The sequence below is a fragment of the Novosphingobium sp. HNCC26DJ243 genome, assembly GCF_057180545.1.
This window is the reverse complement of the sequence record NZ_JBXUGN010000004.1, coordinates 253871-274507: the sequence shown is the minus strand read 5'-3', so window position 1 is coordinate 274507 and position 20637 is coordinate 253871. Positions and strand designations below refer to the sequence as shown.

Annotated in this window: 19 protein-coding genes; 7 read left to right on the top strand and 12 right to left on the bottom strand. The window is 65.3% G+C overall.

Annotated elements, in window-relative coordinates:
• Positions 1 to 20: 20 nt before the first annotated feature.
• Positions 21 to 788 carry an SDR family NAD(P)-dependent oxidoreductase gene (locus tag AC2A04_RS13805; RefSeq protein ID WP_484213010.1) on the bottom strand — a complete coding sequence of 256 codons (768 nt, stop codon included), beginning with the start codon at positions 786 to 788 and terminating at the stop codon, positions 21 to 23.
• Positions 789 to 1049: 261 nt separating this feature from the next.
• On the opposite strand from AC2A04_RS13805, the gene AC2A04_RS13800 reads away from it, so the two are divergent.
• Both AC2A04_RS13800 and AC2A04_RS13795 read left to right on the top strand, forming a co-directional pair.
• The gene (locus AC2A04_RS13800; protein WP_484212929.1) at positions 1050 to 2246 is read left to right on the top strand and encodes an acyl-CoA dehydrogenase family protein; all 1197 of its coding nucleotides are present in this window, start codon (positions 1050 to 1052) and stop codon (positions 2244 to 2246) included.
• A 2-nt stretch (positions 2247 to 2248) separates the two neighbouring features.
• Complete coding sequence (locus AC2A04_RS13795; protein WP_484212928.1) at positions 2249 to 3361, top strand: acyl-CoA dehydrogenase family protein; 1113 nt, start codon at positions 2249 to 2251, stop codon at positions 3359 to 3361.
• Positions 3362 to 3377: 16 nt separating this feature from the next.
• Here the strand turns inward: AC2A04_RS13795 and AC2A04_RS13790 are convergent, their stop codons facing one another.
• Together AC2A04_RS13790 and AC2A04_RS13785 are read right to left on the bottom strand one after the other, a co-directional pair.
• Entirely contained in the window at positions 3378 to 4400 is a 1023-nt protein-coding gene (locus AC2A04_RS13790; protein WP_484212927.1) for a Rieske 2Fe-2S domain-containing protein, read from the bottom strand.
• Positions 4401 to 4411: 11 nt separating this feature from the next.
• Positions 4412 to 5593 carry a cytochrome P450 gene (locus tag AC2A04_RS13785; protein ID WP_484212926.1) on the bottom strand — a complete coding sequence of 394 codons (1182 nt, stop codon included), beginning with the start codon at positions 5591 to 5593 and terminating at the stop codon, positions 4412 to 4414.
• A 218-nt stretch (positions 5594 to 5811) separates the two neighbouring features.
• Here AC2A04_RS13785 and AC2A04_RS13780 point away from each other — a divergent pair, with 218 nt between their 5' ends.
• Positions 5812 to 6822 (top strand): NADP-dependent oxidoreductase, encoded by a 1011-nt coding sequence (locus AC2A04_RS13780; protein ID WP_484213009.1) that lies wholly within the window; start codon positions 5812 to 5814, stop codon positions 6820 to 6822.
• Positions 6822 to 7613: a ThuA domain-containing protein gene (locus AC2A04_RS13775; protein WP_484212925.1), complete on the top strand. Its 792-nt coding sequence runs from the start codon at positions 6822 to 6824 to the stop codon at positions 7611 to 7613. The genes AC2A04_RS13780 and AC2A04_RS13775 overlap by 1 nt, the downstream gene beginning before the upstream one ends.
• Before the next feature lie 100 nt (positions 7614 to 7713).
• Here AC2A04_RS13775 and AC2A04_RS13770 read toward each other — a convergent pair whose 3' ends face one another.
• Together AC2A04_RS13770 and AC2A04_RS13765 are read right to left on the bottom strand one after the other, a co-directional pair.
• Positions 7714 to 8478: an SDR family NAD(P)-dependent oxidoreductase gene (locus tag AC2A04_RS13770; protein ID WP_484212924.1), complete on the bottom strand. Its 765-nt coding sequence runs from the start codon at positions 8476 to 8478 to the stop codon at positions 7714 to 7716.
• 129 nt (positions 8479 to 8607) lie between these two features.
• A complete protein-coding gene (locus AC2A04_RS13765; protein ID WP_484212923.1) occupies positions 8608 to 10944 on the bottom strand; it encodes a TonB-dependent receptor in 2337 nt (778 codons plus the stop codon).
• A gap of 156 nt (positions 10945 to 11100) precedes the next feature.
• Here AC2A04_RS13765 and AC2A04_RS13760 point away from each other — a divergent pair, with 156 nt between their 5' ends.
• Entirely contained in the window at positions 11101 to 12129 is a 1029-nt protein-coding gene (locus AC2A04_RS13760) for an NADP-dependent oxidoreductase (protein WP_484212922.1), read from the top strand.
• Positions 12126 to 12842 (top strand): SDR family NAD(P)-dependent oxidoreductase, encoded by a 717-nt coding sequence (locus AC2A04_RS13755; RefSeq protein ID WP_484212921.1) that lies wholly within the window; start codon positions 12126 to 12128, stop codon positions 12840 to 12842. Before AC2A04_RS13760 ends, AC2A04_RS13755 begins: the two co-directional genes overlap by 4 nt.
• A gap of 21 nt (positions 12843 to 12863) precedes the next feature.
• Here the strand turns inward: AC2A04_RS13755 and AC2A04_RS13750 are convergent, their stop codons facing one another.
• The gene (locus AC2A04_RS13750; protein WP_484212920.1) at positions 12864 to 13835 is read right to left on the bottom strand and encodes an acyl-CoA dehydrogenase family protein; all 972 of its coding nucleotides are present in this window, start codon (positions 13833 to 13835) and stop codon (positions 12864 to 12866) included.
• Positions 13832 to 14983, bottom strand: coding sequence for an acyl-CoA dehydrogenase family protein (locus AC2A04_RS13745; RefSeq protein ID WP_484212919.1), 1152 nt, complete (start codon positions 14981 to 14983; stop codon positions 13832 to 13834). The genes AC2A04_RS13750 and AC2A04_RS13745 overlap by 4 nt, the downstream gene beginning before the upstream one ends.
• A gap of 161 nt (positions 14984 to 15144) precedes the next feature.
• On the opposite strand from AC2A04_RS13745, the gene AC2A04_RS13740 reads away from it, so the two are divergent.
• Positions 15145 to 16059: a helix-turn-helix domain-containing protein gene (locus tag AC2A04_RS13740; RefSeq protein WP_484212918.1), complete on the top strand. Its 915-nt coding sequence runs from the start codon at positions 15145 to 15147 to the stop codon at positions 16057 to 16059.
• Positions 16060 to 16068: 9 nt separating this feature from the next.
• Here the strand turns inward: AC2A04_RS13740 and AC2A04_RS13735 are convergent, their stop codons facing one another.
• From AC2A04_RS13735 to AC2A04_RS13715, 5 genes are all read right to left on the bottom strand, one after another.
• Positions 16069 to 17265 (bottom strand): aromatic ring-hydroxylating oxygenase subunit alpha, encoded by a 1197-nt coding sequence (locus AC2A04_RS13735; protein WP_484212917.1) that lies wholly within the window; start codon positions 17263 to 17265, stop codon positions 16069 to 16071.
• Between the two features lie 11 nt (positions 17266 to 17276).
• Positions 17277 to 18698, bottom strand: coding sequence for an aromatic ring-hydroxylating oxygenase subunit alpha (locus AC2A04_RS13730; protein ID WP_484212916.1), 1422 nt, complete (start codon positions 18696 to 18698; stop codon positions 17277 to 17279).
• A gap of 129 nt (positions 18699 to 18827) precedes the next feature.
• Positions 18828 to 19172, bottom strand: a complete 345-nt coding sequence (locus tag AC2A04_RS13725) for a GFA family protein (protein ID WP_484212915.1) — start codon at positions 19170 to 19172, stop codon at positions 18828 to 18830.
• A 62-nt stretch (positions 19173 to 19234) separates the two neighbouring features.
• Positions 19235 to 19762, bottom strand: coding sequence for a VOC family protein (locus AC2A04_RS13720; protein ID WP_484212914.1), 528 nt, complete (start codon positions 19760 to 19762; stop codon positions 19235 to 19237).
• A 39-nt stretch (positions 19763 to 19801) separates the two neighbouring features.
• Complete coding sequence (locus tag AC2A04_RS13715) at positions 19802 to 20563, bottom strand: SDR family NAD(P)-dependent oxidoreductase (RefSeq protein ID WP_484212913.1); 762 nt, start codon at positions 20561 to 20563, stop codon at positions 19802 to 19804.
• Positions 20564 to 20637 lie beyond the last annotated feature (74 nt).

Genomic DNA, 20637 nt, shown 5'->3' with positions numbered 1-20637 from the left:
CGCCATTGCCAACCTGCCCCCTACTTGGGCGCCATGCGGATCGCGCCGTCGAGGCGGATCACTTCGGCGTTGAGCATCGGGTTGGTGACGATCGCTTCGACCATCATGGCATATTCCGAAGGCTTGCCCAGACGGCTCGGGAACGGCACCTGCTTGCCCAGCGAATCCTGCGCCTCCTGCGGCAGTGAACCCAGCAGGGGGGTCCAGAAAATGCCCGGCGCGATCGTGTTCACGCGGATGCCGTAGCGGGCAAATTCGCGCGCGATGGGCAGCGCCATGCCGACGACGCCGCCCTTGGACGCGGCATAGGCGGGCTGGCCGATCTGGCCTTCGAACGCGGCCACGGACGCGGTGTTGACGATCACCCCGCGCTCGCCGTCCTCGTTCAGCGGCTCTGCATCATGGATGCGGCTGGCGAATTTCGAGAGCACGTTGAACGTGCCGAGAAGGTTGATGTTGATGATCTTCGCAAAGTCGGCCAGCGGCAGCGGGCTGCCATCGCGGTTCAGCACCTTGGCCGGCGGGCCGATCCCGGCGCAGTTCACCAGGATGCGCGCCTTGCCGTTGACCGCCTCAGCCTCGGCAATCGCGCCGGTCACCGCGTCCTCGTCGGTTACGTTCACGGCGGCAAAGCGCCCGCCGATTTCCGCCGCCTTGGCATGGCCAAGCTCGGCGTTGAGGTCGAACAGGGTCACTTTCGCGCCGCGCGCCGCCAGCATCTCTGCCGTTGCCGCGCCAAGGCCCGAAGCGCCGCCGGTCACGATTGCGGCAAGTCCGTTGATGTCCATATCTACTGTCTCCGTGGGAATGAGTTCAGGCCGTGAGCGCGCGGTTTCGCTGGTGGTCGAATTGCCCTTGTACATCCGGCAGGACCGCATGTCGCGTCCGGAAACACGCATCAGCAGCCGAGAAAAGATCTCCATGTGGAAATTGCAAGGGGTACGAAGGATGCCGCTGCCCAAGCCGGGTCGAGATATGTATGGAGAAGGCAGAGAGGTTGCCACCGAAACTACCAGGCGGTGGCGAACGAAGCTGGAAAGGCTCATGGGATGGATCTGAGTTTCTCGCCCGAGGAAGAGGGCTTTCGCCAGGAAGTGCGCGCATTCCTGAACAACCGCCTGCCTGCGCGGCTGTCCGAGAAAGTGCGCACCGGCAAGCGCCTGACCAAGGCCGACCACGAGGAATGGCACGCGATCCTCAATGAACGGGGCTGGTTCGCCAATCACTGGCCCGTCGAATATGGCGGCCCCGGCTGGAGCGTCGCGCAGAGTGCCATCTTCCAGGAAGAAATCGCCAAGGCCCATGCCCCGCGCATCATACCCTTCGGCGTGTCGATGCTCGGCCCCGTGCTGATCAAGTTCGGCTCGGACGAACAGAAACGGCACTGGCTGCCGCGCATCGTCGATGGCAGCGACTGGTGGTGCCAGGGCTATTCCGAACCCGGTGCAGGCTCGGATCTTGCCAGCCTGAAGTGCGCTGCGGTGCGCGACGGCGATCACTATGTCGTGAACGGCCAGAAGACCTGGACCACGCTCGGCCAGCACGCCAACATGATCTTCTGCCTCGTGCGCACCTCGACCGAGGGCAAGAAGCAGGACGGCATCTCGTTCCTGCTGATCGACATGAAGACCCCCGGCGTCGAGGTCCGCCCGATCACCCTGCTCGATGGCGAGAAGGAAGTGAACGAAGTGTTCTTCACCGACGTCCGCGTGCCCGTGGCCAACCTTGTCGGCGAGGAGAACAAGGGCTGGACTTATGCCAAGTACCTGCTGACCTACGAGCGCACCAACATCGCCGGCGTCGGCTCGGCGATGGAGGGCCTGCGCGAACTCAAGCAGATTGCGCAGGATCAGACCAAGGGCGGCCGGCCGCTGGCCGAGGACCCGCTGTTCGCCGCGCGCATCGCAAGGCTCGAAATCGATCTCGAAAACATGAAGACCACCAACCTGCGCGTGCTCGCCGCCGCCGGCAAGGGCGCGGCGCCGGTTGCCGAAAGCTCGATGCTCAAGATTCGCGGCACCGAAATCGCGCAGGAAATCTCCAGCCTCACCCGCCGCGCGCTTGGCCCCTATGCCCAGCCTTTCGTCAGTGAAGCGCTCGATGCGGCGTGGAATGGCGAGCCGGTCGGCCCCGACTACGCCGCGCCGGTTGCCGCGGAATATTTCAACCAGCGCAAGCTGACGATCTTCGGCGGATCCAACGAGGTCCAGCGCGAAATCATCACCAAGGCGATCCTGGAGCTCTGATCATGGACTTTACCCATCCCGAAGATCGCCAGATGCTGGCGGACACGCTTACGCGCTATCTCGCCCAGCGCTACCCGATCGACCAGCGCCACGCGGCCAGCGCCTCGGACGAAGGCTGGTCGGCGCAGCAGTGGCAGTCGCTGGCCGAACTCGGCATCATCGCGGCGCTGTTCACCGAGGAGCAGGGCGGCTTCGGCGGCACCGGCTTCGACATCGGCGTGGTCTTCGAACAGCTCGGCGGAGCGCTGGTTATCGAACCCTTCCTCGGCACGCTGATGGCTGGCGTGGCGCTGGCCGATGCGGGCAATCAGGAAGCCGTGATCGAGGAGGTCATCGCCGGCGCCCGGATCGTGGCCTTTGCCGCAGAGGAGGCGCACAGCCGCTACGATCCTCGCGCAATCGCCAGCACTGCCACCCCTGCTGGCGACGGCTGGGCGCTGACCGGCAGCAAGGCCGTCGTCCACCAGCTCGGCGCTGCGGACACCATCGTGGTGACGGCGCGCGTCGCCGGATCTGACGCCGTTTCGCTGTTCCTTGTCGATGCCCTTGCGCCCGGCGTTTCACGCCGCACTTATCCGCTGATCGACGGCGGGCACGGCGGCGAACTTGCGCTCGAATCGGCCCCGGCCACGCTGCTGGCCCGCGACGCTTCTGCCATCGTCGAACGCGCGAACGCGGCGGGCATCGTTGCGCTGTGCTGGGAAGCTGTCGGGATCATGGACCGGCTCAAGGCGCAGACGCTCGAATACTTGCGCACGCGCAAGCAGTTCGGCGTGCCCATCGGCAAGTTTCAGGCGCTGCAGCACCGCATGGCCACCGTCGCGCTCGAGATCGAACAGGCGCGTTCCTCGGCGATCAACGCTGCTGCCGCGCTCGAAAGCGATCGCCTGTCGCGCGAACGCGCTGTCTCGGCCGCCAAGTTCACGATCGGCCGCGTCGGGACGATCACCGCCGAGGAAGCAATCCAGATGCACGGCGGCATCGGCATGACCTGGGAACTGCCGCTCTCGCACTATGCCAAGCGGCTGACCATGATCGGCCACCAGCTTGGCGACGAGGATCACCACCTCGAACGCTTCATTGCGCTGGGCAAGGAGAGCGCCCTGACGGACTGAGGATCCTCGCGCGCCGTCAGCCCGCGGCTTCGGCCTTGAGCCGGGCCTCGAGCTTGCGGCGCACGCGGACGCCGCCAGCGTCGATGCCGAGCGACAGCGGCCGGGCGTCCCAGAAGTCCTGCCCCTCGAGATTCTCGTAAGCCGCCTTGATGATCGGCTTGTCCTCCTCGTCGAAGGCCTGGGCGAACAGACCGCGCAGGAAATTGTCGACCTCGGTCGATTCCAGTTCGTGATAGCGAGTCGTCGCCCAGAAATAGTGCGTCGTGGTCGGGCTGGCGGGCGTGAGGATATGGGCCTGGTGCGCGAGCAGACCGCCTGTGCGCTCTTCGCCGGCCGGGCAGGCCCCGATCTCGAGGTGCATCGATCCCGGCGCGTTCCAGCGCATGTCGAGCCAGTGGTCGGTCACCATCTCGGGCGGATAGATACCGACCGTGTGCGGCGGTGCCTTGACTCCCGGCATCCACCAGTTCGAACGCAGCGTCTCGCCCTCGTCCTTGATCGTGTGCTTGCCGGTGAAGATCACGCCGTTGCCGGCAAAGCTGCCCTTGTGGACGAACTCGATGTGGCTGAGGTCCATCAGGTTGTCGATGCCGAACTCGTAGGGCGCCTCAAGCAGCGTGTAGCCGCGAACCACCCGGGTGTAGGCATTGTCCTCGATCATCGAGAAATCGGGAATGGTGCCGGTATCGGCTTTGTCCGCCGCACCGCCCCACAGCCACATGATCCCGTGCCTCTCCTCGACGTGCCAGGCATCGACACGTGCGGCTGCGGGGATCGTCTCGGAAAAGGGATTGCGCACGCACTTGCCCGATCCGTCATAGGCAAGGCCGTGATAAGGGCACACGATCGCATCGCCGCTCTTCTCGCCGAGGCTGAGCGGGGCAAAGCGGTGGGGGCAGCGGTCCGCCAGCGCGGCGACGCCCGTCGCGGTGCGGTAGAGCACGATCTGGCGGTCGAACAGCCGGCGGCCCAGCAGGCCCTCGCCCAGCTCGTCCGACCAGCCGGCCATGTACCAGACGTTTTTCAGGAATCGTGCCATCGTGTAAGTCCTCAGCCTTCGAGAAGTTCGACCGGCAGCGATGCCAGTGCGTGCAAGGTATTGTTCAGTCGCTGCACCGGGGCGCCAGCCAGCCGGATCTCGCGCACGCGCGGGATCATCGCCATGAGCACCGCCTCGGCCTCCATGCGCGCCACCATCTGGCCCAGGCACTGGTGAATGCCGAAGCCAAAGCCGACGTGCCCGCTGGCCGAACGGGAGATGTCGAACTGCGTCGCGCGCTCCCAATGGCGCGGATCGCGGTTCGCGGCGGCGAGGAACAGGATCACTTTCGATCCTTCCGGAATCGTCCCGCCTTCCACCACAACCTCGCGCGAAGTCGTGCGGAAGAAGGTCTGCACCGTACCGCCCCAGCGCAGGCTTTCCTCGAAGGCCTTCTTCGCCAGCGCCGGGTCGGCGCGCAGCGTGGCCCATTGTTCGGGATGATCGGCAAAGGCGCGGACCATGTTGCCGATGCCGTTGACGGTCGTGTCGATGCCTGCCGTCAGGAACGAGCGCACCAGCCGCCCCGCCTCTTCGTGCGAGCATTCGCCCCGGTCGGCAGCCTCGAACACCTTTGCCCCCCAGCCGCCGGGAACGAGGTTCTCGCGGCGGCAGCTCTCCATCACCGCGGCCGTGGCCGTGGCGGCATTGGCCATGGCTTCCTCATAGAGGCGATTGCGCGGGCCGAAGCCGTTGAACGCGGTCGTGCCGTAGGCGATCAGGTGCTCGCGCCCCTCCGCACGAATGCCGATCAGGTCGGGAAACACCGAAAGCGGAAAGGCCTCGCCAAGGTCGGTCACCGCGTCGATCGTCCTGCCCACGAGCGATCCGACCAGCGCCTCGGCCTTCGCGCACCACTGCGGCATCACGGCCTTGAGGCTGGAAAGCGAGGCGACCTTGTTCATCAGCCCGCGCGTCCGGTCATGCAGCGGCGGATCGACCTCCAGCAGCAGCGAGCGCGGACGCCAGGGTTCCTCGGTGGCAAAGTCGGTCATGCCCACCCCGCGCCCCGAGACGAACGTCTCCCAGTCCCTGAGACTGGCCGAAACCTCGGCATAGCGCGCCATTCCATAGCATTGCAGCGGCTCGAGCCAGACCACTGGCCCCGCATCGCGCAGTGCATCGTGATGGGCGTAAGGGTCGGCCAGGAACGCCTCGTCGAACGGGTCGATCTCAAGTTGCGGGATCGTCACGACTGCGCACTCTTGCTGTTATGGGCGGTCAGGATCGGCATCATCAAATATCTCCCGGCCTGTCGCATAGGCGGCAGGGGGACGTGGGCAAAGTCGATTGAATCGATACCACGGTATCAGCCGCAGCCATCGGTCGGCGCGAAACCCGACCTCGGGCATTGACCAGTTGCCGCGCCTCCAGCGCTTTGCGACGCATGGGAAAAGAGGATGCACATGTGATGACGACCAACCGGTTCTGGCGGCTCGACAACCACCCGCAGGGCAACGCCTTCGCCTCGGCACTGTCGCTGCAAGTCGAAGATCTCGCCCCGCTGGCCGAGGGTGAGGTGCGCGTGGCAGTCGGCTGGCTGTCGATGGACGCGGGCACGCGCATGTGGATGAGCCCGCGCACCGATGGCTACCAGCCGCCCCTGCCGCTCGGCTCGAAAATGGCGGGGCTGGTGCTGGGCCGCGTCAGCGAAAGCCGCGATGCGGCCTTCCCCGTCGGCACTCTCGTGCGCGGCTTCGGGCAATGGGCCGATTACGCCACGCTCGTGCCCGCGCTGTCAGGGCTCGAAGCGCTCGACGAGGCAGTGCCCGACATTCGCCAGCACTACGGCGCGCTCGGCATGAACGCCTGGACAGCCTATGTCGGCGTCAGGGAAGTGGCGGCAATCAAGGCAGGCGAATGGCTGGCCGTCTCCGCCGCCGCCGGTGCAACCGGCTCAATGGCCTGCCAGGTCGGCCGCAATCTCGGCGCCAGGGTCATCGGCATCGCCGGCGGGCCTGACAAGTGCCGTTACCTGACCGAGACGCTCGGCGTCGACATGGCGATCGACTACAAGAACGAGGACGTCGCCGCGCGCCTCGCCTCGGTCGAAGGCGGGGTTCACGGCTATTTCGACAATGTCGGCGGCCCGTTGCTTGATGCGGTCCTGCCCAACATGGCGCACTACGGGCGCGTCGCGGTCTGCGGCATGGTCGCCGCCTACGACAACGACGCGCCGCTGCCCGGCCCTGCCCGTTTCGACCAGGTGCTGATGCGCCGCCTGCGGATCGAGGGCTTCTTCATCCCCGATTTCCTCCATCGCGGCGCGGAATTCCTGCCGACCTTGCGCGACTGGGTCGAAGCCGGAAAGCTCACCGTGAATCTCGATGAGACCATCGGCCTCGAAAACACGCTCGTTGCCTATGACCGGATGCTTTCGGGCAAGGCGATCGGCAAGGTCATCGTCAAGGTTGCCGCCTGATGCCGATCATCCGCCATCGCGCGCCGCTCCAGGCGCTTGTCGCCGTGCGCGGCCATCCGTTCGATCGCACCGCCTTCGATGCCATGTTCCAGGCCATGGACGGCATCGCGGCCACGATGGTCGACCAGCCCGCCGCCGCGCGACTGATGAACCCTGAAGGGATGTGCGGCTTCGACGTGCTTGTGCTCTACGACATGCCCGGCCTCGATTTCGAGGCACCTGAAGGTGCGCCGCTCTATCTGGAACCGGGCGCGAACCTGAAAGCCGGATTCCGCGCCTTGCTCGAACAGGGCAAGGGCGTGGTCGCGCTGCATCACGCGCTCGCCGGGTGGCCGACATGGGACGACTATCACGAATGGCTGGGTGGTCAGTTCCTTTACCATCCCGGAACGGTGCGGCAGCAAGCGGTGCCCGACAGCGGCTATTGCCACGATGTGCGCCACAAGATCGCGGTCGTCGCCGATCATCCGGTGACCGCAGGCCTGCCCGCCAGCTTCACCCTGACCGACGAACTCTATCTGGGTCAGGTGTTCGAGGCCGACGTGACGCCGCTGCTGCGCTCATCCGCCGCCTTCGACCGTGATCACTTCTGGTCGGCGGACCTTGCCGTGCGCGGCGAGATGTTCAGCCGCGAAGGCTGGGAACACTCGCCCGGCTCGAACCTTGTCGGCTGGGCGAAGCAGGCGCTCAACAGCCGGCTGGTCTATCTGCAGCCCGGCGACGGGCCCTCGGCCTACGAAAGCCCCGAATACTGCCGCCTCGTCGAAAACGCGATCCGCTGGGTGGCGTGATCCGCCATCCAGCCGGTCAAATGGATCAGGGCGGCTTGCACCAAATCAGACTCACGAACTATGATGTAGATGTGCGGCACGCCGCTCCAGTCACCTGACCCTACAGCGCGGTCATGCCGCCATCGACCACCAGTTCGGTGCCGGTAACGTAGCGCGATTCATCCGAGGCGAGGAACAGGTTCATGTTCGCGATGTCGAGCGGATCGCCCATGTAGCCCATCGGCACGAGTGCGAGCGTCGCGTCGTAGTTCGCGGCATTGTCTTCCATTGCCACGCCCTGGATATTGGTCAGGATCATGCCGGGGTGGACCGAATTGACGCGGATGCCATCCTTGGCGGTCTCTACCGCGATAGTCTTGGAGAACAGCCGCACCCCGCCCTTGGCGGCAGCATAGGCACCGCAGGCAGGCACGCCGATCAGGCCCGCCACCGACGAGATGTTGATGATCGAGCCCTTGGTCCCGGTCTTGCGCATGATCGCCACCGCGCGCTTGGTGCCCTGGAACACGCTGTCGAGATTGACCGCGTTCTGCAATGACCAGTCTGCCGTGGTCATGTCCTCGATCGGCCGCAGCACCGCGATACCGGCATTGTTGACGCAAACGTCGAGCTTGCCGTCCTCGGCCTCGATTGCGGCGAACACTTCGTCCCACTGCGCTTCATTGGTCACATCGTGGAGCATCGCGCGGGCCTGCCCGCCGCTGGCGTTGATTTCGTCGGCGACCTTCTGCGCGCCTGCAAGGTCGCGGTCGGTCAGCCACACCTTGGCGCCTTCCTCGGCAAAGCGCTTGGCGGTGGCGCTGCCAAGTCCCGGCACCGAAGCGCCACCGGTTATGAGTGCGATCTTGCCGGAAAGACGGGCCATATGCTGCAACTTTCAAAAATGGGTTGGGCAAAAATGGGTTGGGCAAAAAAGGGCGGGGGGAGAAGCAGGTGCGAAACTGCACAAGCTCCTCTCCCCCGGCAAGGTGGATCACGTCAGATCAGCAAGGCCTCAATACTTGAAGCCGATCGTCGCGCCGTAAGTGCGCGGCTCGAGCGCCATGCCGAACGACCACAGGCCAGCCACGGTGAACGCGTGGGTCGTGGTCTTCTCGTTGAGCAGGTTGCGACCGAACACGCGGACATAGGCCTTGGTGTTGTTGAGATCGAAGTTGAACGTCAGCGAGGCATCGACCAGGTCCTGAGTCGTGGTGCGCACGCGTGGATCGTTGCCATTGACGGTCACCTTGGTCACGTTGCCCGCACCGTCGAGCGTCGGCGTCAGCGATGCTGCCGAGAGCTGTTCGTCATAAGGTGCGATATGGCGCCAGCCGACATTGGTCGACACATCGCCGAACGAGGTCGGCATCGTGTATTCCGCAGCCAGCGAGGCCGTGAAGTCAGGGGCGTAGATCAGCCGGTTTGCCGAATAATCGAAGGGCACGATCGCAGTGCCGAACACGCCGTTCGCCACGAAATTGCGGAAGTGCGAGTCCATGATCGCAAGCGAACCGGTGAGCTTGAAGTTGTCGGTCACGCGGAAGGTGCCGTCGGCTTCAAAGCCCTTGATCAGCGCGCCGCCGGCGACATTGCCGGTGATCGTCTGATTGCCCGTAGGACCGCCCGGAACCGTCAGGTTCTGCTGCATATCCTTGTAGTCCGACACGAAGCCGGCAAGGTTCAGTTCGACCTTGCGGTCGAACGCCGCGACCTTGAGGCCCACTTCGTAGGCGTCGACCGTTTCAGGCTGGAACGGCGTACCGGCGGTGGCAGCGGTCGCGGCGCGCGGGCTGAAACCGCCCGAGCGATAGCCGCGCGACCACGATGCATAGACCATCAGGTCTTGCGTCGGGCGCCAGTCGAGGCCGATCTTCGGCGTGAACTTGCTGAAGTTCGCATTGCCGGTGCCGACCGGCACGAACTGCGTGCGCTGCACGTTGTCCGGATCGATCAGCTTGCCGCCGGCAAAGCCATTGAACAACTGCTTGTTGTCGTGGCTCCAGCGACCGCCGAACGAAAGGCGCACGGTATCGGCAAGCTGCCAGTTGAAGTCACCGAAGAACGCGTAGCTCTCGGTCTCGCCTTCGACATGCTGCGAGTTGAGATCGAACAGCGTCGGCGGCACGGCCGGGTTGAAACCGAACACGCGGCTCCACTGCGTCAGGTCGTACTTCGACTTGAAGTAGTAGGCGCCCACGACGTAGTCGAAACCATCGAACAGCTTGCCCGCTGCGCGCAGTTCCTGGCTCCACTGTTCGTAGTGCTGGCGGCGATCGACGTAGTAGAGGTCGGTCGACGAACCGTCGAAGTCCTGGGTCTGGGCTTCGGTGCTCTTGCGCCAGCCGGTGATCGAGGTCAGCTTCACCGCATCGAGATCGTAGTTCAGCTCGAGCGTGGCGTCAGGCGCGCTGTAGGTGCTTTGCGCCGGTGCGCTGAACACCGTGTAAAGGTCCGTGGTGTTGTTGCGATTGCACTCCACGGCAGGCTCGAACAGGCAGAATACTTCGCTGCTGTTGGCGATGTTGGCCACCACCGGATCGAACTTCTGCTTCACGTTCTCGATCGTGAACTGCGCCTCGAACCCGGTTCCGACAGGCGTGAACAGCAGGCTGCCGCCGTAGCTGTCACCCTTGCTCCAGCCGCCGTTCTTCTTCTGCACGACGTTGTTGTAAAAGCCGTCGGTCTCGTTGTGGAAGTAGAAGCCCTTGACGCCCCAGTTTTCGCCATCGCCGTAGTTGGCGATCGCCTTGACCGCGAGCGTGTTGAACCGGCCATAGCTGACTTCGGCCTTGAGACCGGGTTCCTTGGTCGGCTTCGAGCGGGTGATGTTGATGACGCCGCCGATCGTGTTCGCGCCGAACAGCGTGCCTTGTGGCCCGCGCAGCACTTCGATCTGGGCCACGTCGAACGCGTCCTGCAACTGACCGGTGTTGGTGCCGATGGTCACGCCATCGACGACCACGCCCACGGTCGGCGTCTGCGACTTTTCGATGTCGGCATAAGTCAGGCCGCGAATCGAGATGTTGGCTGCCTGCGCGCCGGAATTCTGCTGGGTGATCAGCAGGCCAGGTGCCGCGCCCTGCAGATCGCCGATGTTCACGGCGGCCTTGGCTTCGAGCATGGCGGTGTTGACCGCGGTAATGGCGACCGGGGTGCTCTGCAGCGTTTCCGAACGACGGCGTGCGGTCACGATGATCGCGCCGGTATCGCCGCTATCGGCAGCTTCGCTCGCCTGGGCGTCAGATTGGGATGCCTGCGGTTCATCTGCGGCAAATGCCGGCAACGATGCCCCGAGGGCAGTCGTGGTCAGGGCAGCGGCGACGAAACGCCGGATGGCTTGGGCCTTCATGGTAATCCTCCCTCCAAGGGCCGCACTGCCTCGGACGGGCAGCGACGATGCGCCTACATCTACGTGTGCGTATCGCCTACCAACTGCCACTTGTTACAGGTGCCCGCCTCCCGCCATGCTGCATCCTGGTGCCGTGCCCACAGGAGAGACCAACCGATGACCGCCAACCGCCGCTTCCTGCTAGTGCGCCGGCCCCATGGAACGCCGGTTCCCGAGGATTTTTCGCTTGTGGAACAGCCGATTCCGGTGCCTCCTGCGGGCGGCTTCGTGGTGCGCAACTGCTATGCTTCGCTCGATCCTGCGCAGCGCGGCTGGATGGACGACGCGCCCAGCTACATGCCGCCGATTTCACTGGGTGATCCGGTCAGGGCCACCACGGTCGGCCTTGTCGCGGCATCCGACACACCTGATTTTGCTGTGGGCGACTGGGTCATGGGGCTCAACGCGCTCGAGGATTACTCGGTCAACGCAGCCGGCGGATTCACCATGAAGGTTGATCCCTCTCTGGTTGAATCACCATCGCGGTTTCTCTCGGCAATGGGCGCGGTCGGCCTCACTGCCTATTTCGGGCTGGCCGACGTCGCCCGCCCGCAACCGGGCGAAACGCTGCTCGTGTCGGGCGCGGCAGGCGCGGTCGGATCAGCGGTTGGCCAGATCGGCAAGATCATGGGCGCGCGGGTGATCGGCATTGCCGGCGGCGTCGAAAAGTGCCGCCGCCTGATCGAGGACTACGGCTTCGACGTTGCCATCGACTACAAGAACAAGAGCGTCGACCAGTTGTCCGCCGAGATTCGCGCCGCCGCACCGCAAGGGGCGGATGTCGTGTTCGAGAACGTCGGCGGCGATGTGTTCGACGCCGAGCTGATGAACCTGGCCAAGAGGGCGCGCATCGTCCTGTGCGGCCTCATCAGCGAATACAATTCGCCCGAGAAGGTCGGCGTGCGCAATCTCTGGCAGGTCCTCGCGCAGCAAGCCACGATCCACGGCTACCTGATCATGGACTACGCGCCGCGCTTTGCCGAAGGCGGCGCAGTCATGGCCGAATGGATGGCGCAAGGCCGCCTGCGCATCGACGAGGACGTGCAGGAAGGCCTGGAAAACGCCTACGGTGCGTTCATGCGCCTGTTCACCGGGGCCAACACCGGCAAGCTCGTGCTGAAGATCGCGGATGGGTTGAACGGATGAGCGGTGACCGTCTCAAGAGCCGCAAGGCCATCGTCACGGGCGCCGGCTCGGGCATCGGCGCGGCGGTGGTCGCGCGGTTGCGGGCCGATGGCGCGCAGGTCTTCACCGCCGACTTGGCGGGCGATGTCGATTTCACCGGCGACCTGACCGGCGCGGGGACAAACGCCATGCTGGTCGAACAGGCGGTCAGCGCGATGGGCGGGCTCGATACCCTGGTGCCCTGCGCCGGGATCAGCGCGTTTCATCCGCTCGAAGGGCACGATGATGCCTATTTCGAACGCGTGATCGCGGTAAACCTGATCGCAGTGTTCCGCCTCGTGCGCGATGCGGTCCCGCATCTCAAGGCTGCGGGCAACGGGCGCGTGGTGACGATCGGCTCGACCACGTCCTCGCATGGCGACGAGGGCCTGTGCGCCTATTCCGCCTCGAAGCATGCCGTGCTCGGCTTCACCAAGTCGGCCGCGGCCGAGCTCGGGCCGTTCGGCGTCACCGTCAATTGCGTACAGCCCGGCGCCATCGCCACCCCGATGACCGCGCCTGCCTTCACCCAGATGCCGGAATTCCGCACGTTCTGGGAAAACAAGGCACCCTTGCGCCGCCTCGGCCAGCCCGAGGACATCGCCGACGTCATCGCCTTCCTGTGCAGCGACGATGCGCGCTTCATGTCGGGCCACGGCGTCTGGGTCGATGGCGGGGCGATGGTCCGCCACTGACCCGGAGCGGGCCGCGCCCGCTCAATCGGTGCGCGCGGTCAGGTTCGGCCAGAAGGCCTCGGCCCCGTCTGCCAGCACGCGCGCGCCGACGGCCCTTGCCCAATGGGAATCGCTGCCGAATTCGCTGCGCCAGGTCCACAGCCTGCGGGTGATCTGGTGCAGCGGATATTCCCGAGTGAAGCCGATCGCGCCATGCACCTGATGCGCGATGGCGGTGCCCACGCCCACTGCCTCGTTCGCACGCAGCTTGGCCGCCGCCACCTCGAAGCGCGCTTCGCCACGGTCCAGCGCCTGCGCCGCGCCGATCGCAGCGCAGTTAGCCGCCGCCGCCTCGCAGGCAAATGTCGCAAGGCTCTGCTGCACCGCCTGAAACCCGGCAAGCGGGCGACCAAACTGCCGGCGCTCGTTGGCATAGGCCACCGATTGCCCAAGCGCTGCATCGAGCGCGCCCGCAATCTGCGCCGCGCGGGCAAAGGCACAGAGCCCCAGCACGTCGGTCGGCACCGTCACGGCCCGCGCATCGTCGAACCCCCAGATGTCGCGCGTCTCGCCGCTTGCGGTCGTCCCCGCCTGGCGCAAGCCGTCCCCGGTGCTGACCACGATGCCGCCGCCACCGAACGGCGCGACGACATAGGCCGCGCCTTCGCTTGCGCAGGCCCCTGAAATCTCGCCCCGGAACAACCCGTCCGCCATTTCGCCCACACAGGCCGATGCCACCGTGCCGCGTCCGGCAAAGCCCAGCGGCGCAGCCACGTGCGCCGCCAGCACCGCCTCCACGACCGGCAGCGCAAGCGCATGGTATCCCGCCAGCCGGAACACCAGCCGCGCATCGTCCCAGCTCCCGCCAAAGCCGCCGTCCGCCTCGCCGACCAGCAACAGCGGCAGCCCCAGCTCCTCGATCCGCTGCCAGTCCGCCACAATGGTCGCGCGATGGCCCAGCCCCGCGAACAGTGCGTCCGCCATAGTGCCGAGCATGGCCTGTGCCTCGCTCATCGCAGACCCAGCCCCCGCGCAATGATGCCCTTCAGGATTTCGCGCGTGCCGCCGCGCAGCGAGAACGAAGGCGAGACCTGCAGCAGATAGCCCAGCACTTGCGACAGGGGCTCTGGGCTCGCGAGATCGAGATCCAGCGCGGCCTGCACCACGGCCGGCATCGCCTGCTCGAAGGCATTTCCGAGGTCCTTGACCATCGTCGCCTCGAGCGCCGGGTCTTGCCCTTGCGCCAGCTTTGCCGCCACCGAAGCGCTCATCTGGCGCAGCGTCCACATCTGCGCGGTCAGCCGCCCGACCAGCGCCGCAACCTCGTCCCCCGCATCCGGGCCGACCGCGCGGATCAGCTCGATGAACAGCGCGGTCGAGGACAGGTAGCGCTCGGGCCCCGACCGCTCGAGCGAAAGTTCCGCGGTCGCCTGCCGCCAGCCCTGCCCTTCCTCGCCCGCAAGCGCGCTCGCGGGCAATTCCACCCCGTCGAAGAACACTTCGTTGAATTCGTGCCCGCCATTGAGGTCGATGATCGGCTTCACGGTGACGCCCGGCGCATCCATCGGGATCACGAACTGCGAAAGGCCATCATGCCGTTCCGACCCCTCGCCGGTGCGGACCAGCGCGATCATCAGATGCGCCAGGTGGGCATTGGTCGTCCAGACCTTCTGGCCGTCGATCACCCAGCGATCCCCCTTTCGCCGTGCGGTCGTGCGCACGGCTGCAAGATCCGATCCCGCCCCCGGTTCGGACAGGCCGATGCAGGCATAAATCTCGCCCGCGACCATGCCGGGAAGCCAGCGCCGCCTGGCCTCCTCCGTGCCGAAGCGCAGCAACATACCCCCGGTCTGACGATCGGCGATCCAGTGCGCGCCGACCGGAGCGCCCAGCGCCAGCAGCTCCTCGAGCACCACGTAGCGCTCGAGGCTCGACCGCTCGTGCCCGCCATATGCCCTGGGCCAGACCATCCCGATCAGGCCCGCCTGCCCGAGCATGCGGCTGAAAGCGGGATCGGGGCGCGTCCAGCAGTTGGCGCGCGCCACGGCATCGGAGCGCACGCCGTCGCGCGCGAAATGCTCGGCCACCAGCCCACGCACCATTGCACGCAGTTGCGCGGCAGTCTCGGGCCAGGGGATCGGCTGCGCCTCGAACGTCTGCACTCTCTTTCAGGGCTCCCCCACGGAATGGCCTGTCCGGCCCGATCCTAGCACGCGTTGCGCAGGCGCACACGCCCAAGCTTCCGCAGACCTCCGGATCGCCAGACGCGATCGCGCGTTTATCCGTTGCTTACACAGAAGTGATTGATACTACGGCTAATCACATGACAACCACGGTCGCGACAGCTCCTCCGATTGCCGCTCCATCGGCCGATCCCGCGCCGGCGACGCGCATGGCCTACTGGAAACCCGCGCCTGCGCTCGAAGGTCTTGTCAGCGGCTATCACCTTTATGCCGTCGCTCCTCCCGAAGGCACACTCCACCGCGACGTGTTCCAGCCAGCGTGGTTCAACTTGCGCGTGTTGCTCGATAGCCGGACCTGCTGGACGGTTCACCAGTCGGCCGACGCGCCCCTGCGCGTGCCCGATGTCGCGCTGTTCGGGCCGACCAGCGCGGCGACATGGTCTGCCAGCGATGCCGGCGCGGTTGTCGGCGCGGGGATCACACCACTGGGCTGGACGCGTCTCGGACTCGGTCAGGCCTCGACGCTCGCCAATCGCATCGTACCTGCCGCAACCGTGTTCGGCACCCAGGTCGAATGCCTCGCTGCCCGACTGCGCGGCGCCGCCGACGAAGAATTGCCGGAAATTCTCGACCGTTGGCTGATCGATGCGATGCGCGAACCCTCGCGCAACGAATGGCGCGTCGCGCGCCTCGCCCAGGCGCTGCTCGATCCTGCGCATCGTTCGGTCGCAGGGCTTGCGACCGCCACCGGCATGTCGCAGCGCATGGTCGAACGGCTGTCGCTTTCCGCCTTTGGGTTCGCGCCCAAGCTGCTGCTGCGCCGCGCGCGCTTCCTGCGCTCGCTCCACCGCCTGATCCGCGGCGGGCGCGGGCGCAGGGCATTGGCCATCGATGCAGGCTATTCCGATTATTCGCACTTCGTCCGCGAAGCGCACGAATTCCTCGGCATGGCGCCCTCGCATTTCCTGTCGAAGTCCGCGCCGATGTTCGGCCAGTCGCTGCTGCTACGTCAGGCCGTTCTGGGCGCACCGGCGCAGGCGCTCGCCCGGCCTTGAGAGGGCCGGCTACTCCTTCATCACGGGCACCGGCGTGCTGCCACTCTCGTCGAGATAATAGGCCACCCACTTGTGGAAGAACTGGTTGCCCGGCTCGTTCCGGCCAAAGGTCTGGTGCGTCATCGCGCCTGATTCCAGCCCGTTCTGCACCTTCAGGCCCAGCAGGTAATCCTCCTCTTCGACCACGTCGAAGAAGAAGTCGCACATCTTGTCGAGTGCGGCGAGCGCTTCGGGCGTGTCGGGTTTCACCGGGAAGATATAGTTCATCACCGTGGTGTTCTGGTCTGCCTCTGGCCCCGGAAACAACTGCGCCAGCTGCCCCATTTCGGGCGCGAGGAAGAAGCTCATGTTCGGAAACAGCATGCGGATGAAGTCGTAGCCGTTGTTCTCCTGCCGCCCCCATTCCTCGCGCGGCAAGTCCTTCAACCGATGGATCGCATTCTGTGGAAAGCCGAGCCGGATGTGCGGACCAAAGCCCTCGTAGTTCGCACGGTTGGAAGGACTGCGCGTGGCGACCGTATTGGTATGCGCCGCCTGGAAGTGGTAGCCCTCGAGATAGCCGTCATAGGCAACTTTCCAGTTCGCGCCCTGCATCGCGCGGCTCTTGTGATAGTACCAGGTCTCCAGCTTCAGCGCGGCGAAGTCCTCGTACATGCCGCCCATCCACTCGACCGCGTCGAGCGGCAGGTCCCCCTCGCTCCTCGGCGTCAGGATAACGAAGATCAGCCCCGCCGCCTCGTCGCAGGGCAGTTCCGTCAGGTTGAGCGTGTGCCGGTCGACATCGCCGAACGTGCTCGCCTCGGCAATGCCCATCAGCTTGCCGTCGTTGGCATAAGTCCAGCCATGGTACTGGCAGGCAAAGGCCTTGCAATTGCCCTTGCCCTCGGCCGCCAGATGCATCGCGCGGTGCTTGCACACGTTGAGGAATGCGCGCGCCTTGCCATCCTTCCCGCGCGTGATCAGCACAGGGCGCCCCATCACGTCCATCGCCTTGTAGTCGTTCGCTTCCGGCAGCTCGATGGTCAGCGCCAGCATCAGCGGCAGCCGCCGGAAGATGCGCTCGATCTCGCGCTCGAACCGCCCCTGGTCGAGGTAATCGGCCACGGGCACGCGCATCGTGCCGCTGGCCTGGTCGGTCGTTCTGGTTTCGACGAAGTGCAGCATCCGCTCCGCTGCATCGGCATACTTGTCGTAGAGTTCGGTCATCGGATTGGCCCTCACGCGTTCAGATAGGTATCGAGCGTCTGGTGGAAGTGCCGGATGCGCACTTCCTGGTAGTCCGCCAGTTCAACCGCCTGGTTCTTCGAAACCTTGAGCCCCTCGTGGCACAGCGCCATGTTCTCGCTGTCCTGATCGAGCACCGCGCCCAGCACGCCCAGTTCGGGCGCATCGGCCCAGAGCTCGTCATCCCCGAGCAGGTGCATCGGCACGCCTGCGGGCCGCTGCCCGTCACCCCTTTGGCCTTCCGGCACGCGCGCGATCACGCGCACTTCCATCAGACACTTGTCCTGATCGGGCCATGGTCGCCAGCGATAGACGATGTTCGGCATGAACCCGCCCCACGGCGCGAAGTTGGGAAACACGTTGTAGACCAGCGCGTCGAGCAGTTCGCTTTCCGAAACCTGCGAATAATCGCCGCCGTACTGCTTTTCCGAGACCGCGCGCATCATCGTGCCCAGCGCCGCGCGCGCGGTTTGGCCTTCAGGCACGGTGATCGCGTAATTGTCCTTGTCCGCGTCGTAGTTGTCTGCGCTGCGGCCATTGTATTTGCGGAACTCGTCGATGATCCGCTGCTGCGACCAGTGCTCGGCCTCGGCCTGTGCCTCGATATGCGGGCTGATCACACCGAACGGCGTGTAGTTGACGTTCACGTGCGGCCCCAGCACGTGATAGGCGGCATTGGCATCGCCGGTGAACGGCATCAGCTGCGGGTGCGTCACGAAGGCATGGTAGCTTTCCATGAAAGCCTCCATCGTGATCTTCCAGTTTGCCGGAATGACCTTGGCGACCCAGGCCACCGTCACGCAGTCCTCATGCCGCCAGCGCCGGAAGAACTCGGGCAGCGGCGCGAGGAATTCCTCGATGGTCGGGCCCTCGTCCGCCTCGCGCACGAAGATGTATCCGCCCCATTGCGCAATGCTGCCCTCGGGCAGTTGCATCTTCGCGTCGGTCAGGTGGGCAAAATCCCAGCGGCACGGAATGTTGCGCAACGTGCCGTCGGGATTCCACGAAAAGCCGTGGAACGGGCAGAGGAACTGCTCGGCGCTGCCGCTGTCTGTCTTGAGCTTGCGACCCCGGTGGAGGCAGACGTTGTGGAACGCCTTCACGCGTCCGTCCTCCTGCCGCACGATCAGCCAGGACCGGCCCGCGTTGTCGTATGTTACATAGTCCCCCGGCTCGGGCAGGTCTTCCTCGCGCGCAGCAAACTGCCACACCCTGGGCCACATCCTGTCGCACTCGGCCTTGAAGAATTCCGGGCTGTAATAGCGCGCGGCATCGATCGCCGCCGATCCCAGATATTGCGAGCGGTCCTCGGCCATGAAGGCGGGCGGTTGCACCTCATCGCCGCGCAGGATGTCTTCCCAGCTGGTGCCGGGGCAGCGCGCTGCTTCAAGGTCGCCGGGATCGCGGTCAGCCATGATATTCCTCTCCGTTCAGGTCGGAGCGGGTTTTCTCATGCTGCGCGCGCCGCGCGTTTGATCAGGGTCAACAACCGGCCTCTCCCACCCCTCTGCTTTTGGCTAGGAAGCGGCAGATTGTGCGCGAAGTCAGCCGCGGTTGTCGAACTTGCGCACTTCGATAGTGCTTTCATCAAAGCCGTCGAGCGTGCGCGCGTTGACGCCCATCTTGCCGATGTCCTCGCCCAGCGTTTGCCCCAGTAATTTCCAGTGCGTGCCGCAGCCGCATATCGGGCAATGGTGGATGCCGATCATGCGATCGCCCCAGACATAGGCCGTGGTATCGCCGGTGATACGCACCGCATCGGGCGGGTAATAGGCGACGCGCCAGGCCAGCTTGGTGCACAGCGAGCAATTGCAGTCCGACACCCATTCGGGACTTGCCGGAACCTCGATCTGCACCGCGCCGCAATGGCATGATCCGTGAACGCTCATGCGCCTTGATATCGCGGATCGGACCGCTCGGCAAACCGGCGCGCCCGGCCAGCGACGGTGGATCAATGCGGCGCGATCACGCCCTCGCCCGCGCGCCACACCGGGCGGATCTGATCGTCATCATGAATTTCCATGATCTCGAACACGTTGCCGAAGAAGTCGCGGCAATAGGTCGCGGCATAACCGTGCTTGCGCCCCTCGGCGTCGACGGTGATCCCCTCTAGCGCAGGCGGAGTGTGGACGCGGATCCCGGCGGCAAGCAATCGTTCGTAGCAGGCGGCGATATCCTCCACCTGCACCGCGAAGTGGGTATAGCCAAAGCGGTTGACGCCCTCGTCCGGGTCCTGCGGGGCCGAACGCGGAGCGGCATATTCGAACACCTCGATGCAGGCATTGCCGAGAATGCACATGAACTGCCGCGCCGCGCTGCCTTCCAGCCCGACCACCGCATCGATGAACGGATTGTCCTGCCATTCGAGCGGCTTGCCCACCTCGGTGGCGCCCAGCAAACCGAGGTAGAACTCGCGCGCCTTGCCAAGATCGGGAACGGACACCCCGATGTGCTGGATGCCCCTGGCCCCGATGCTCACGCCCCGATCTCCTGGCCGCTGCTCATCGCCGATGGTCCTTCAGAACTGGACGCGCTTGGTAAAGCCGCCGTCGACCACCAGGTTGGTGCCAGTCGTGTAGGACGATGCCGGGCTGGCGAGGAAAACCACCGCCTTGGCAACGTCCTCGGGCGCGCCGAAGCGGCCAAGCGCAAAGCCGGCCTCGACCGACTGGTACAGCTCGGGCACCGCGCCTTCGATCATCTCCCAGTTGCCGCCGGCAAACTTGATCGGGCCGGGCGAGACCGCGTTCACGCGGATGCCCTTGGGGCCGAGCGCCTGCGAAAGCTGTCCGGCATAGACGATCAGCGCGCCCTTCAGCGCGTTGTAGCCCTGCGGCACGATGAAGGTTTCAAGCCCCGCCGTGGACGAGAGGATTACCACCGAGCCGTCGTCCGACTTCTCGAGGAACGGTTCGAGCACTTCGACGCCGATCACCGAACCCATGATGTCGTGATCGAGACCCTTCTGCCAGTCGCCCGTCTGGCCCGAGCCCGAGGTCGAGATCATCGGAATGAAGATGTCGCACCCGCCGAGCTTTTCTGCCGCATCTGAAAGCCACGCGCGATAGGCATCGGGGCCAGAATCCATGTCGAAGGCCGATCCGAAGACCTTGCCGCCATGCTTGCCGAGCGACGCCGCAGCCTCGGCCACCTGCTCGGCATTGCGCGAGCAGAACGCAACGTCCGCGCCTTCGGCGGCGAGAATCTCCAGAGTCGCACGGCCGATGCCGCGGCTGCCGCCGGTCAGGATGACCTTCTTGCCCTTGAGACCCAGATCCATGCGCTTGCTCCTCAAATCCCGAAAATACGTTGCCACCTTCCTTGAAGGGGCCACCCTTGCGCCACTACTCCCCT

Coding starts and splice junctions, on each gene's coding strand:
- AC2A04_RS13805 (WP_484213010.1), bottom strand. CDS start 788: ATGGACATCAACGGACTTGCCGCAATCGTGACCGGCGGCGCTTCGGGC.
- AC2A04_RS13800 (WP_484212929.1), top strand. CDS start 1,050: ATGGATCTGAGTTTCTCGCCCGAGGAAGAGGGCTTTCGCCAGGAAGTG.
- AC2A04_RS13795 (WP_484212928.1), top strand. CDS start 2,249: ATGGACTTTACCCATCCCGAAGATCGCCAGATGCTGGCGGACACGCTT.
- AC2A04_RS13790 (WP_484212927.1), bottom strand. CDS start 4,400: ATGGCACGATTCCTGAAAAACGTCTGGTACATGGCCGGCTGGTCGGAC.
- AC2A04_RS13780 (WP_484213009.1), top strand. CDS start 5,812: ATGACGACCAACCGGTTCTGGCGGCTCGACAACCACCCGCAGGGCAAC.
- AC2A04_RS13775 (WP_484212925.1), top strand. CDS start 6,822: ATGCCGATCATCCGCCATCGCGCGCCGCTCCAGGCGCTTGTCGCCGTG.
- AC2A04_RS13770 (WP_484212924.1), bottom strand. CDS start 8,478: ATGGCCCGTCTTTCCGGCAAGATCGCACTCATAACCGGTGGCGCTTCG.
- AC2A04_RS13765 (WP_484212923.1), bottom strand. CDS start 10,944: ATGAAGGCCCAAGCCATCCGGCGTTTCGTCGCCGCTGCCCTGACCACG.
- AC2A04_RS13760 (WP_484212922.1), top strand. CDS start 11,101: ATGACCGCCAACCGCCGCTTCCTGCTAGTGCGCCGGCCCCATGGAACG.
- AC2A04_RS13755 (WP_484212921.1), top strand. CDS start 12,126: ATGAGCGGTGACCGTCTCAAGAGCCGCAAGGCCATCGTCACGGGCGCC.
- AC2A04_RS13750 (WP_484212920.1), bottom strand. CDS start 13,835: ATGAGCGAGGCACAGGCCATGCTCGGCACTATGGCGGACGCACTGTTC.
- AC2A04_RS13740 (WP_484212918.1), top strand. CDS start 15,145: ATGACAACCACGGTCGCGACAGCTCCTCCGATTGCCGCTCCATCGGCC.
- AC2A04_RS13735 (WP_484212917.1), bottom strand. CDS start 17,265: ATGACCGAACTCTACGACAAGTATGCCGATGCAGCGGAGCGGATGCTG.
- AC2A04_RS13730 (WP_484212916.1), bottom strand. CDS start 18,698: ATGGCTGACCGCGATCCCGGCGACCTTGAAGCAGCGCGCTGCCCCGGC.
- AC2A04_RS13725 (WP_484212915.1), bottom strand. CDS start 19,172: ATGAGCGTTCACGGATCATGCCATTGCGGCGCGGTGCAGATCGAGGTT.
- AC2A04_RS13715 (WP_484212913.1), bottom strand. CDS start 20,563: ATGGATCTGGGTCTCAAGGGCAAGAAGGTCATCCTGACCGGCGGCAGC.